Source organism: Leptospira biflexa serovar Patoc strain 'Patoc 1 (Paris)' (assembly GCF_000017685.1).
Taxonomy (GTDB): domain Bacteria; phylum Spirochaetota; class Leptospiria; order Leptospirales; family Leptospiraceae; genus Leptospira_A; species Leptospira_A biflexa.
This window is the reverse complement of sequence record NC_010602.1, coordinates 2146714-2159614: the sequence shown is the minus strand read 5'-3', so window position 1 is coordinate 2159614 and position 12901 is coordinate 2146714. Positions and strand designations below refer to the sequence as shown.

Annotated in this window: 12 protein-coding genes; 5 read left to right on the top strand and 7 right to left on the bottom strand. The window is 41.3% G+C overall.

The window, feature by feature from the left end; all coding sequences use genetic code 11:
* Window positions 1–2: 2 nt before the first annotated feature.
* Both LEPBI_RS10220 and LEPBI_RS10215 read right to left on the bottom strand, forming a co-directional pair.
* On the bottom strand, window positions 3–791 hold the full coding sequence (locus LEPBI_RS10220; protein WP_012389041.1) for a FecR family protein: 789 nt from the start codon (window positions 789–791) through the stop codon (window positions 3–5).
* Between the two features lie 190 nt (window positions 792–981).
* Window positions 982–1524 carry an NUDIX hydrolase gene (locus LEPBI_RS10215; protein ID WP_012389040.1) on the bottom strand — a complete coding sequence of 181 codons (543 nt, stop codon included), beginning with the start codon at window positions 1522–1524 and terminating at the stop codon, window positions 982–984.
* 132 nt (window positions 1525–1656) lie between these two features.
* Here LEPBI_RS10215 and LEPBI_RS10210 point away from each other — a divergent pair, with 132 nt between their 5' ends.
* From LEPBI_RS10210 to LEPBI_RS10190, 5 genes are all read left to right on the top strand, one after another.
* Window positions 1657–2253: a glutathione S-transferase family protein gene (locus LEPBI_RS10210; RefSeq protein ID WP_012389039.1), complete on the top strand. Its 597-nt coding sequence runs from the start codon at window positions 1657–1659 to the stop codon at window positions 2251–2253.
* 68 nt (window positions 2254–2321) lie between these two features.
* Window positions 2322–4337, top strand: a complete 2016-nt coding sequence (locus LEPBI_RS10205) for an ATP-dependent helicase (protein ID WP_012476309.1) — start codon at window positions 2322–2324, stop codon at window positions 4335–4337.
* On the top strand, window positions 4337–5026 hold the full coding sequence (locus LEPBI_RS10200; RefSeq protein ID WP_012389037.1) for a tetratricopeptide repeat protein: 690 nt from the start codon (window positions 4337–4339) through the stop codon (window positions 5024–5026). The genes LEPBI_RS10205 and LEPBI_RS10200 overlap by 1 nt, the downstream gene beginning before the upstream one ends.
* A 6-nt stretch (window positions 5027–5032) precedes the next feature.
* Entirely contained in the window at window positions 5033–7216 is a 2184-nt protein-coding gene (locus LEPBI_RS10195) for an LIC_12586 family protein (RefSeq protein ID WP_012389036.1), read from the top strand.
* Window positions 7201–7563 carry a hypothetical protein gene (locus LEPBI_RS10190; RefSeq protein ID WP_041769857.1) on the top strand — a complete coding sequence of 121 codons (363 nt, stop codon included), beginning with the start codon at window positions 7201–7203 and terminating at the stop codon, window positions 7561–7563. Before LEPBI_RS10195 ends, LEPBI_RS10190 begins: the two co-directional genes overlap by 16 nt.
* Here LEPBI_RS10190 and lpxB read toward each other — a convergent pair.
* The 5 genes from lpxB to LEPBI_RS10165 are packed head-to-tail and all read right to left on the bottom strand — an operon-like array spanning window position 7546 to window position 12867.
* Window positions 7546–8760 (bottom strand): lipid-A-disaccharide synthase, encoded by a 1215-nt coding sequence (gene lpxB, locus LEPBI_RS10185; protein WP_012476308.1) that lies wholly within the window; start codon window positions 8758–8760, stop codon window positions 7546–7548. The genes LEPBI_RS10190 and lpxB overlap by 18 nt on opposite strands.
* Window positions 8729–9595, bottom strand: a complete 867-nt coding sequence (locus LEPBI_RS10180; protein ID WP_012389033.1) for an LpxI family protein — start codon at window positions 9593–9595, stop codon at window positions 8729–8731. The genes lpxB and LEPBI_RS10180 overlap by 32 nt, the downstream gene beginning before the upstream one ends.
* A 13-nt stretch (window positions 9596–9608) precedes the next feature.
* Window positions 9609–9839 carry an FmdB family zinc ribbon protein gene (locus LEPBI_RS10175; RefSeq protein ID WP_012389032.1) on the bottom strand — a complete coding sequence of 77 codons (231 nt, stop codon included), beginning with the start codon at window positions 9837–9839 and terminating at the stop codon, window positions 9609–9611.
* 10 nt (window positions 9840–9849) lie between these two features.
* On the bottom strand, window positions 9850–11304 hold the full coding sequence (locus tag LEPBI_RS10170) for an SH3 domain-containing protein (protein ID WP_012389031.1): 1455 nt from the start codon (window positions 11302–11304) through the stop codon (window positions 9850–9852).
* 21 nt (window positions 11305–11325) lie between these two features.
* Window positions 11326–12867 carry a TolC family protein gene (locus LEPBI_RS10165; RefSeq protein WP_012389030.1) on the bottom strand — a complete coding sequence of 514 codons (1542 nt, stop codon included), beginning with the start codon at window positions 12865–12867 and terminating at the stop codon, window positions 11326–11328.
* Window positions 12868–12901 lie beyond the last annotated feature (34 nt).

The following is a 12901-nucleotide window of genomic DNA, read 5'->3' as shown; positions in this document are numbered from 1 at the left end:
TACTATTCTTCTTTGATTCGTGGTGCTTCTGGAATTTTATAAGGTTGTACGGGAGACTTTCCTTTTTCCACAAAGGTAGCCATCCCTTGGGTGAGTTCTACCGTTTTCCCTTGTGCATTCACATCCACAACTCCTTCAAAACAAGAAATTGTGGAGCTTAATTTTTCATCGAGTTCCACACGGAATTCGGTTCCGCGAACACCCGCTGTGGAAGAGGGGCTTACGATATTGAATTTATGTTCGGTTGTGGGTGGGTTACTCTTTGTGACTTTTGCATCCAAACTTCCTTTAAAAAGGGCAACGGTCACAGGCCCTCCTTTTTTCATTTCCCCTTTCACTTCGAAATGGCTATTGTTTAGGATACGAACCATTCCGACTTGGTTGATGTGGATGTCTGTTTTTCCTTTGCCACTCGTTTTGATTTGGTCATTGGGGTGGAGTTCTTGTCCGAGTTTTAAAGGAACCCAAGGGCCCCTGCCACCGGTTCCATTCCATTCCACTTGTCCCATCACAAATTCAGTGACTCCCACAACGGACTTGCGAAGGAAAACGGGAACGACAAGGGAAAGGCCTGGTTTGATCAAATCTGGGTTTGGGATTTTATTGTATTTGAGAAGTTCTGGCCAACGTTTGGGATCAGAGAGATGGCGCTCGGAGATGAGAGAGAGCGTTTCTCCCTTTTGGACGGTGATGGTGATGGGTTCCAATGCCGCTTCCGGTTCCGCCAAAAGTGGAAATTGGCAAAAGATTATGATAAGTACTAGGATAGTGTGTACGATGGACTTTCTCATATATAGACTCTCTCAAACTTCAGTTTAAATTTCCAGCGATTTCGTAAAACTTGGGGATTTTTCTAAACAAAGATTTTCATCCATGCATTCGAATGATCTAAAGAAAGCATATAGCTTAGCCGATTTGTTTGGGATCGGCACCGACGATCCTCGGACTTTCCACCAATTTGTTCAAAATCAAAGTTAGGTTCTAACCCTCATTTAAAAAATAGATCCCAAGTGCTGCCGCCATATGGGGGTGGTGGATGGTCCCGTCAAGTAACAGTTGTTTCACTTCTTTGGGCGATTTTAAAACAATTTCAATGTCTTCCCCTTCATCAAATTCCACTTCATGAATGGGTTCTACGTCTCTTGCTACATAGGAATAAGACCAGTTTGTAAACATAGCCGGGTTTCCTGAAAACTTCGATAACAATTGAATCTTTGAAAGATCCGTGGCATAACCTGTTTCTTCTCGTAACTCTCGAATGACCGAATCCAATTCTGCATCGGGGCCATCTTCATCCACGATGCCACCAGGGATTTCCAAACTCTCTTCTCCAATCCCATGCCTGTATTGTTTGATGAGTAGAATGTCTCCGGATTTTGTGATGGGCACGACATTGACCCAATTTTTTGATTTTAACACATAATAGGTTTTTTCCTTTTCGGAACGTGGGAGTTTGATATCAAAGGAAGCCAAAGTATAAATCGGAGTGGGGAAATGATCTTTCCAGTTTTTTCGTTCTTTCAAAGGGATATGTCCTGAATTCCGTTAAGTGATGTGGTTTCGATTCCATCGCATGTTTTTTCCTTTGCCACCCTTTTTTTCTATCCTACCATCTTTCTCCTTGCTTCGGAATGCCTCCTTTGAAATCCTTTCCTTATGAAATTATACGGTAGCATCACTTCGCCCTATGTCAGACGGATTCGTTTCTTATGTTTGGAACTGGGAATTCCCTTCCAAATGGTGGATACCATGACAGAGAATGGTCAAAAGGAATTAAGGGAAAAAAATCCACTTTGGAAAGTGCCTTATTTGGAAACCGAGGATGTGAAGATTTGGGATAGCCATACCATCACTGATTATCTGTTTGCTACTAACGGGAGTGGGAACTTTCGCCCGAAACTGGGTGAACATTTTTACCGCGAGGCAAATCTTATGACGGCGATTGACCAAGCCCTAGACAACGCCATCCTTCTCTTTTATTTAAACAAAGAAGGAATCAAACCCGATGCCGCACCTTACTTAACTAAAAATGCTCTTCGGATCAGTTCCATTTTGGATTACATCAAACGTGAGTTAAGTGGGAATTTTTTCTTTTCTGATGGAAAGGTCGGACTTTCTGAAATCGCTCTTTATTCCACACTGGATTGGATCCGTTTCCGATCGGTATTACCCATCCTTGAAGAAGAAATCTTTGTGAACTTTTTAAATTTCCATGGCCCAAACAAATCATGGATGGAAACCGCTCCTAAGTAGACAACCAGAGTCTTTTTTCACTCGACCCCAGATGATTTCACTGGATTATGTCCCTTACTGGACCCCTTATGAAATTGAATGCGGCACAAATGGAAGCAGTCTCTACCATCCAAGGCCCTCTTCTTGTCTTTGCTGGGGCAGGGTCAGGGAAAACGAGGGTCATCACCAACCGCATCGCACATATGGTGGAAGGGGTCAAAATCCCGGCGAGTAAAATTGTTGCCCTTTCCTTCACCAATAAAAGTGCCAAAGAGATGGCGGAACGCCTTCGGAAAATGGTCCCTCGGGAAAAACTGAAAGGGATCACACTTTCCACCTTTCATTCGTTAGGTTTAAAAATATTAAAAGAACATATCGGAAAACTAGGGTATAACGAAACCTTTTTACTCTTCAATGGAACCGACCAAGAAGCCTTTGTTTCCGACCTTTTAAAGTCCAAACGACTTGATCCCAAAAAAGTCCCTCCCAGGGAAATTTTACGCCGGATCTCCTATGCCAAAAACACACAAGTCCATCCAAAAGATAATGGTCTCACAGGAGAGTTTGACCTTGTAGCCGCAGAAATTTTCCCTCTCTATGAGGATGGCTTAAAAGAAAAAAATGCCATTGACTTTGATGATTTGATTTTACTTCCGAAACGTCTGCTTGCTGAATTTCCAGAGATTGCTGCCTATTACCAAAGGAAACATGAATACTTCCTAGTGGATGAATTCCAAGACACGAACCAATTGCAGTATGAATTTTTATCTCTCTTTCGTGGCAATAGTGATAACCTTTGTGTGGTGGGGGATGACGACCAGAGTATCTATGCCTTCCGCGGTTCCAACGTACAACTCATTTTGAATTTTGAAAGGGAATTCCCTCATGCCAAAGTGGTGAGGCTTCTCGAAAATTACCGTTCCACATCCCTTATCATCCAAGCCGCCAACTCCCTCATCCAAAACAACATTGGCCGAAAGGAAAAAACTCTCTATAGCCGGATCCCTTCCGCCGAACGCGTGGAATACTATGAAACGGCAGATGAAAGGGAAGAAGCGATTTTTGTGGCAGGAAGGATCCAAACTCTCCTCATCAAAAACGAATTCAAAGGGAAAGAGATTGCCATCCTATTTCGAACGAACTTCCAATCCCGACCTTTTGAAGAGGAACTTCGGAACCGAAGCATTCCGTACAAGGTAGTGGGTGGGTATAATTTTTTTGACCGAAAGGAAATCAGGGATTGTATCTCGTATCTTCGGTACGTCGCAAACCCGAAAGATGATTATTCCCTCCTTCGGATCATCAACTATCCCAAACGTGGGATTGGTCCAGGGACCATGCAAAAACTCCAAGAAGAGGCATTTACGCATAAACTCTCTCTCTATGAAATCTTTCATAAAATGATTGAGAGTCCTGATTATTTGCCCGAAGTAAAGGCTAAGGTCAGACAAGAAATTTACCAATTTGTCGAAATGGTAGATGCCTTCAAAAAAAAGTTTGCGATGTCGCAGAAATTGGCCCCTGTGCTTCGGGAGATGATCACCCAAATTGGGTTTGAACGGGAAATCTCCATGGAAGAGACCGAGGAAAAGGTGGTGAAAGCCCGGATCTACAACCTGAGTGAACTTGTGAACATGTTGTCCTTTTTTGAAGAGGAAGAGGGCAGAGAAGGAAAGGCCACCATCTTTGACTTCTTGCAAAGGCTCGTTCTCCTTATGGAAGACGAACCCAAAGAAGACGAGGAAGACCGTCGGGTGCAACTTCTCACGATGCACCAGTCTAAAGGACTCGAATACGATTTAGTATTTTTAGTGGGACTAGAAGAGGGAATTTTACCGAACTCACGTGTTATAGAAGAAGAAGGGGAAGTGGTCGATGAAGAACGACGCCTTCTCTACGTGGGTATGACTCGCCCAAGACGAAAATTGTACTTGACTTCGGCTCGTACAAGACGCAAATTTGGGGAGCAAATCGAGAGTGCCCCCTCTCGGTTTTTAAACGAGCTGTCTCAGGACGCTGTTCTTTTTTTCCCGATGGAAACGAAGGATAGAGACACAGAAACTAAGAATTTCTTAGAGGAATTAGACAAACTAAAGGTAGGCTAATGAAATCGATTCTCCCACTCACCCTCCTATTGTTGGTAGTGGCATTTGAAAATTGCGCATCAAACAAGGAAACCATCCGCACAGGAGTTTCCAAAATCAATACAGGGTCCCATTTGGCCCAAATCGAAGCTATCGATGCTGATCTCAAATCCCCTGCATTATCTGACGAATCCCGCGATAAACTCATCATCAAAAAGGGAAAATTATTATTGGATTTAGGTCGTTATGAAGAAACGATCGTGACTCTGAACCAAGTCAACCAAGCAAAGGCAAATCCTGTCCAATTGTCTGAGTGGAATTTGGCAATGGGAAAGGCCTATATTGGCAAAAATGAATACAGCAAAGCGATTCAGTTTTTAAACCAATCGGAAAAACTCGATAAAAATACGAATCTGATGGAACGGAAAAAACTCGTTGTCCAATCACTCGTTGCGGAAAGAGAATACTACCCAGCACTGGCAACCCTTACGAAAACATACACGAAAGGAAACCAGAAAAAGGATGAGTTCTATTATGAGACGGCGGCAAAAACCTATCTCAAAATGGGATTTGAATACAAAAACACTGGTTTTTACCAAAAAGGCTTACAAGTCGCAAACCTAGGACTGGAAGAATTTCCGAACAACGAAACTCTAAAGTCCATCCAAAAGGAATGCTTAGAAGTATTACAGCCGGAGGGCAAACTCTAAGATTTTTTGGAACGTTTCTTTTCGACTCATCGTTTCCTACAAGGGAAACAAAACTTAGAAGTGCTACTGAATAGAATCCGTGAAAACAAACGGGTTCTATTTTCATTTTTAGCACTTGGTTTCGTTTTTTTCCTCTTTGTCCTTTCCTACTATGGATTTGAGTATTACCTACGCAATTACCGCATCCCGCTCGTCAAACTACGCAAAGTGGTTTCCCAAACCATCAATAAGGAATTAGGTAAGGCAGTCGATATCGGTGTCTTTGATTTTTCACTTAGGGAAGGGTTAATCATAGAAGATTTGGTTGTGTCAAACGAAGAAGACTTTTCGTTTAACGACCATATGTTGAAGGTAAAAAAAGTAACCTTTCGACTTTCTAGTTATTTCAAAGACTCACCCACGGTGGAAAGGATTGATTTTTATAGTCCTCATTTGGTTTTGAATGAAGACTTAAATTTGCGAAATCGTTTGATCGAATACGCGCAAACAAGCCGGATCAAAGACATTCGATTCCATGATGCAAAACTTACGGTTAAAAAATCCGATGCAACGCTTGTGGACTGGAAAGAAGGATGGGACATTGATTTGGTTCGGAAAAACAAACGAATCTTTTTAAAATATGATAATGGATGGTTTTGGGTCCCGAACACAACTCGGATCAAAGGTGAAGGGGAGTTTTCCGAAACCAATTTAGAAGATTACCAATTTGAATTCTTTTGGAAAAATTATCCTTCGGAAGAAGCCATCCTTCTCACAAATTTTCTATTCGGAGCCAATGTCCAATCAGCAGTTTTATCAGGAGAAGGAAAAATCGTTTCGAATTTGAATTCAGGTTTTGTGATGGATGGAGAAGTTGAGTTTGAAAATTCGTTTATCTTATTACCTTTTTTTGAGGATTATTTACTCGAAGGATTTCGATTCAGAGAGAAGTTCCATTTTACAAAAGAATTAGAAGAACGTGAGTTCCTCGGAAATGATTTCCAAATCAAGTCGCAAGTCCTTTCGCAAATGGCAAAAGAGACATTGCTATCACGTAAGATTGAATTTCAAATTGGTGCATTAGAAGATATCTTTGAACATGTTACAGACATTTCTGGTGTAGTTCGTTTTCCTTTGTTTGGTGCGCTTCAAGGGAAATTAGAGTTAAAAGAAACAGGCGAAAAAAACAAATGGTTTTCTCTGATTGGTGAAGTGACAGGCAGTGGAATCAAATTGGATTCTTCTTTATTCCAATTGGAAAACGGAAAACTATCCTTCCAATGGAAACCAAACAATGAATGGGATTTGAAATTAGATGGAGAAATTTTTGGCAAACCATCTCACCTTTTGGGAAATGGTTCTGCTGATTGGAGCCGGTCGAAAAAAATAGATGGTTCCTATTATTACCCCATGGCTTCCAAAACAAAACTCAGCTTTCAATCCACAGAACTCACCGCCAATGATTGGAAACCCTTGTATGAAGATTGGAAAAAAGACACAATGGAAGAAATCAGGGAAAGGCAAGAAAAACTGATCCCTGAGGAATACTTTTACCAAACCAAACTCTATAAATACTTCCTAGAATCGATGAATTTTGACTTAGGCATTCAAATCACTCATTTTTATCCTTACAGAGGTTCCAAATCCCTTGGGGAATCCAAAGGGAATCTGAGTGTGAAAGAGGGAAGGTTTAGTCTGAACCTAGGATTAGGCAATTCGGATTCTAAATTGTCGATGGTCTCTTATTTTGCGAGTAAAACTCCGAACTTCAGTTTGAACCTGAATTTGAAAGAATACCCATGGTCAGACCCATGGATGACAGTTTGTGGGATCGATCTAAAACCTACGAATGTGAGTATGGATTTTAGTTTTAATAGCATCGGAAGTGATTATTATATGTTGCATAAAGATGCGAGGACGTCTTATTCTTTGAAATTATTTGGTATCAATTTCAAAGATGGAGATTTGGTTTCCAAAGGAAATTTTGATCTAAAACCTTTAAAACTACCATTCAATCTGGAGTTCACTTTGAATCGATATTCGGATTTGGACTACCTATCGGACGTGGTGGTCAGTAGTGAAACCATTGATTTAAAAGGGTATGGGAATAATAAAAATGGAAACTACCAAATGACTCTGTATGGATTGATTGGAGAGACAAGAGGGAGTTTGAACATTTCAGAAGAGGAGAACAAATGCGTCATCAAATGAAATATGGACTCCTGATTTTTGTTCTACTGACCGTATTTTTTATGTGTAAGGAAAAAACAAATCCTGCCGATACAGCTCCCACGATTGCCAGTCTACCAAATGTAGAAGGAGAATGGACTTTGGAATGGGAGAATGGAATCCACCAAATCCAATTAGACCTGGAAGGGAAAAAAATCCTATTTGATGGGAATGAAGGTTTGGAGTTGGACTTAGATTCTATGGGGATTCGGATCCGAGCCTATGATGAAGAGACTGTGAAAGGATACTTCCTATATTCCGATATCAAATCCAAATCTTGGATTGGGACTTGGGAAAATCGAGTGGTCAGGTTAATCCGCAGGAAGTAGTTTGATTAGATTTTGGATTTCTTTGGCTGCTTTTTTGGATGCGTTCATTGTTCCCAATTCTCTTTCTTTTGCTTCTCTTAAGATCCCTTTGATTTTGTTTCGTAATTTTGTATTGGAAAGAATTTTCCAAGCTTCCTTCACTATGTATTCTGGCCTACATTCATTTTGAGTGATCTCTCGGCAAACTTCCTCTCCACAAAGAATATTGGCTAAACCAATGAACTTGGACTTGATCAGGAGTGATCCAAGGAAATATGTAAACAAACTTACTTTATATAAAATCACCATCGGTGTTTCAAAATACAATCCTTCTAATGTAGCTGTCCCAGAGGCAATGAGGAGTAGGTCACTGGCTTCCATTACGCGGAGCGAAGAATTCCATAGGTAATGGATTTGGATGTCGGGGTGGGAAAGTTTGATTGCTTCTATTTTTTGTAATAAAAACGTTTCTTCTTTTTGATTGATGTTCGGTACTAAAAATACAATTTTTTTCTTTTCTAACTTACATTGTTCGTGGAGTAATACAGCCGTCCCAAGGATGGGATCAATGAGTCGATGGATCTCTCCCTTTCTCGATCCGGGTAATAGTCCCACCGTATAACCGTGGTGAGGGTCTGGTAATTTTTCTGGGATGTTTGGTTCTTTTTTTAACTTTTCAGGGATTCGTTTTGTGATGGGGTGGCCCACAAATTTTGCATTCACACCGTATTCATGGTAAATCTCTTCCTCAAATCGAAACAGTGTGAGCATGAGAGCGATATGTTCTTTGATAAAATAGATTCGTTTGAATTTCCAAGCCCAGATCTGCGGGGAAACATAAAATACTGTTGGGATCCCTCTTTTTTTTAGTTCCTCCGCTAGACGCAGGTTAAATCCAGGATAATCAATTAATACAGCAAGTTGAGTGGGCCTATGTGACGTTTCCTCTAATAAACGATGGAATACTTTTTTAAGAAAACTATACTTTTTGATCGCTTCTGAAAATCCAATCACACTTAAATTTTCCATCTCTTCTAAAGATTCGAGGCCGTTTTGGATCATTCCCTCTCCCCCAACTCCATAAAAATGGAATTCGGGTTCGATCATTTTGAGTTCTAACAAAAGATCCGCACCGATGAGGTCTCCGGAATGTTCGCCTGCTATGACTAGGATATTTTTTTTTGTATTAGATCGGTGTGATTTTTTTTTGGCTACCATTGAGAACCTTATTTCCATTTTTACCGAGGACACAAAAGTTTAATTTGTGTTTTGTGGCAAATTCGATCACTTCCTTGGGATTGACCACAAGGGTTTCTCCTTCACGGATGCATAATGTTTTACATCCACTTTCTAACATCACCTGAAAGGTATGAATTCCAATTGTGGGTAAATCAAATCGTTCGTCTTGTTTTGTTTTGGGGCTTTTGCAGACGACCGCATCTCCCTTTTTTTTGGTGTAAAGGCCACCACGGCGAATGGTTTCATCGGTGCCTTCCACAGCTTCCACAGCAATCACGGATTCGTCGCTCACGACCACCATTTGGCCAATGTCTAAATCGGCCATTTTTTCAGCGTATTCCATCCCAAACATGATGTCTTTCAACTCTTGCGTTGAGAATTTTTTAGGAGTGTAACGACCTTCTGGAAGGAGTAGTGATTTGAGATAGATCTTTTGTGAGATCACTTTCACCCCCATCGCTTCAAATTCCTCGGCGATGGCAAGGAAAATGGGGTAGTCATTGCGGTTGATGGTTCTTGCTAAGATAGAGAGGGCTTTGAGGTCAAATTTGAGTTTTTGGAAGAGAAGGTCCTTTCTCACTTTCCCAAGCATGAGGATCCGCGAGATCTTTTCCTTTTGGATGGTTTTTAAAATTTTCCCCACTTGTGTGATGTGGACTGGAATGGTACGAGACTCCTGTCCTCTGGGGGAAAAATCGGATTCGATGAGGCCAAGGAAGAGTGGATCCTCGCCTGCAAGAAGTGCCTCCTTCATTCCAATGTGAGGGAGCTCTCCGTCACCAGCGATGATTGCCAATCTACCTTTTGAAACCAAAAAAATTCCTTTTTTACGTGCTGCTTGGTTCGCTTTTAGAAGGCGTAGCGGGGGCACTTTCTTTTTTGTAATCGGTTACGTAAAAACCAGATCCTTTGAAAATGATTCCGGCACTTGCCGAGATTCGCCTTTCCACAGATCCCTTTTCCCCACAAAGGCATTCGGTCAAAGTATCTTCCTTCATGGACTGCACGTGTTCAAAGTCTTTTCCGCATGTGTGACAGTGGTAATCGTAGGTAGCCATAGTTTCTCCTTTAATGAATTCCTGTTCTCAATTCAAACAATAAAACATGGTCACGGTTCGGCTTTGTGACCAATGGGAGACAAATCTCCCATGAATACTTTCCCGCCTCGAGGATCGATTCAGATTGGGGATAGGAACGGATGGATTGGATGAGGCCAGTATTCCTTCTCCAAAGGCTTGCGTTCCATTTGTCGCCGATTCGATTTTCGATATGTAAGGACAGATTTTCTCTCCTTTTGGCTCCGTCGAGGACATATCGATTTTTATTGACCCAAATGGAATCGTGATCTAAGGAAATGGAATAGGCTAGGTGCTCTATATTATTATATTGCAAATGGATTTCGAGAAAGGGGATCGGAGTATCTGAATCCGTTGGCATAAAGGAAAATTCGAAGTAGTTTTTATTGCCTGAGAGTTTTTTGCAGATCCTTTCCGATGGGGATTCTTTTCCTGAACTTCCATAAATGGGAAATCCGGTTTCTCCATACACTCGGATCGATTCTCGTGGTATGTATTTCCCAAAAAAAGTTTGGGGGATTTTTTTCCCATCCCAACCTTCAAAGTCGATTCGGATCTCATTGTCCACCGCCTTGAATCGTTTTTCAAATTCGGAAATTAAATTTTCTTCTGCAAGGGTTTCCTTCAAAAACCCTGAAAAGATCCAAGCTGTTTTTTGGGTATTGGGAAAGTAACAACGTTTCCAGTGGCCAATGTTTCCGGCGATGGTTTCTTCTGTCCCATCTTCTTCCAAACAAATTGTAGGTTCCGGTTCGCTAACCTTTCCTACTTCTGCGTTTTCGCGACCTGGTCCACTTCTTAAGTTGACGTTTTTTCCTCGAATGATTGCTGTTTGGTGGTAAAGATTCGTTCCTGAAACTTGGGATAAAAAATGTAAGGTTTGTAATAAAAATCCAGTTTCAATTTCTCCAATGGGCTCAAAGGGTAAACTGAGTAAATGGGATAAAGCCTCACTGAAACTTTCTTCCATCCCCCTTGGGTCTTCCAAAATCAAAAGCAGTAAAAAATGTGTGACTTCCGATTTGGGAATGGGTTTGGAGATCGCATTGATTTTTGTGATGAGGGCTCGTTTGTAACCTGTTCCATGTTTTTTCAAATGAGAAAAATACGGATCTTCGATGTGGTAGTAGGTTCCTCTCGTGGTTTCCCATTCGATCAGTTTGGTATCCTTTCGTTTCTGAAAGTATTTCAGTAGATCTTTTCCTGTGTCTTTTCCGTTTAATTGTTTTTCCAATTGGGAAAGAGCTTGGGAAAGGATGGTCAATTCCAATTCACTCGTTGGGATTTCCGATTCACCATAAAGTTTAAATACTTTTAGATAGGATTCTGACTGGTAAAAATCGTAAGCTTTGTCGTCTCTTTCGCGGAAATCAACAAAGGTATAGGTAAAAAAGATGATGATTAAGAATAGAATCCCAACGGCAAAAAATACTCGGGAGCGAATCAAAAGGAACCTCCCGGTGTTCTCTTAAAGATTTTCAGGAAGGAGTTTGGCTCGGTCCACGCCGTATTCTTCGAATAATGCATTTTTTGCCACATAGTATCTATGTAAATTGATGTTGTAATCCACCTTCGCTCTGACGAGGGAAAGTTGATCCTGAACCAATGTGTCTAAAGCATTTTTCACTGCAAGTGCATTGAACCTTCCTTGTTGGAATGATCGTAGGACTCCGTTGTAATACTTTTTAGATTCTTCTTCGGTTCGTTTTGCATTTTCCATCACACGGTAAGAAGCTTTTAAAATATCAATTCTTGTTTTGACGTCATCGGAAACTGCTTTTACAAGGTCTGCTTCTTCGAGGGATACTTGTCGCCTTTGGATTTCCGCATCGCGGATTCCTACTTTTACCCCTTTGTCCATAATGGGGTAACTGAGATCCAATGACCCTTGCATCACAGGGTATTGGTAAGAGAGCACACCTTGTCTGCCGTCAGAATAATTGTTTTGAGGACTGATCGTATTTTGTGCTTGGTATCCATATGTTCCGGCAGCTTTTAACGAAGGTAAGGCTTCGTTTTTTGCCATTTTCATGGCGAGTTCCGCATTTTCTTTTTTCCGTTGGATGGCACGGAAATCAGCTCTATGTTTGTATGCGTAATCAATGTCTGCTTGGTAATCAAGTTTCTCTGGTAACACTTCCGAAAGGGGAGTCGTTTTTTGGAAAACTGTGTCCTCAGGAAGGTTCAAAGACCGAATCAGTTTTCGTCTTGCTTCCTCTTTTTCTGCGGTTGCTTGTGCCATTTGCCCTTCGACTTGTGAGAGTAGGGCATTCCACTGGTTGACTTCAAAACTTTCGGATAGGCCTAAACCTTGTTTTCGGATGGTGAGGTCCCGTACGTTTTTTGTATTCTTTAATAATTGTTCGAAGGTTTGGAATCCTGATTCTTTGACGGAATAATTCCAATAGTCCACAAGAGTGGAAACCACTTTGGATGCCACTTGGTCTTCCATTTGTTCCCGCATGATCTCCGTTTGGTTTTCGAGGATTTTTTCCATATTCCTTTCGTTGGCACCAAAGGCATTTTTGAGAAGGTCTTGTGCGATGGTCACAGACAAAGAGTCAGTGTAGAGGGGAGGAAGTCCGAGTGCGGTAAAGCCTGCCGGAGTTTGGTTTGGATTTTCAAATGCGTTCGAGTCAAATCTTTGGGATCTGGCTTCTAATTTGAAATAAGTTCCTGTCGTAAACAGTTTCTCAATCCCTGCACTGTAGGTATTGGTTTGGGTTTTGGTTCCCGTGAAGATATTGTTTTGGTTGAAAGGGAATTTCTTTTGGTCGATTTCGGCCCGAGAAATGGCTCGCCAAGAATATTTGGCTTCGTACTTCATTAAATTGGAATCAGCTTTCGCCAATTCCAATCGTGCTTGTAACACTTCGCGGTTATTTTCGATCGCATACTGGACCGCATCCTTCAAACTTAAGGTAAAACCTTTTGGATCCGATTCGGCTGCGAGAAGACCGAAGGAAATGAAGAGAATCAATCCACTAGAAACCCATGAACGTCGTTCCATATTCTTAATTCAGACTCCTCATTTCCCTTGCAAA

Coding starts and splice junctions, on each gene's coding strand:
- LEPBI_RS10210 (WP_012389039.1), top strand. CDS start 1,657: ATGAAATTATACGGTAGCATCACTTCGCCCTATGTCAGACGGATTCGT.
- LEPBI_RS10200 (WP_012389037.1), top strand. CDS start 4,337: ATGAAATCGATTCTCCCACTCACCCTCCTATTGTTGGTAGTGGCATTT.
- LEPBI_RS10190 (WP_041769857.1), top strand. CDS start 7,201: ATGCGTCATCAAATGAAATATGGACTCCTGATTTTTGTTCTACTGACC.
- LEPBI_RS10205 (WP_012476309.1), top strand. CDS start 2,322: ATGAAATTGAATGCGGCACAAATGGAAGCAGTCTCTACCATCCAAGGC.
- LEPBI_RS10165 (WP_012389030.1), bottom strand. CDS start 12,867: ATGGAACGACGTTCATGGGTTTCTAGTGGATTGATTCTCTTCATTTCC.
- lpxB (WP_012476308.1), bottom strand. CDS start 8,760: ATGGTAGCCAAAAAAAAATCACACCGATCTAATACAAAAAAAAATATC.
- LEPBI_RS10220 (WP_012389041.1), bottom strand. CDS start 791: ATGAGAAAGTCCATCGTACACACTATCCTAGTACTTATCATAATCTTT.
- LEPBI_RS10175 (WP_012389032.1), bottom strand. CDS start 9,839: ATGGCTACCTACGATTACCACTGTCACACATGCGGAAAAGACTTTGAA.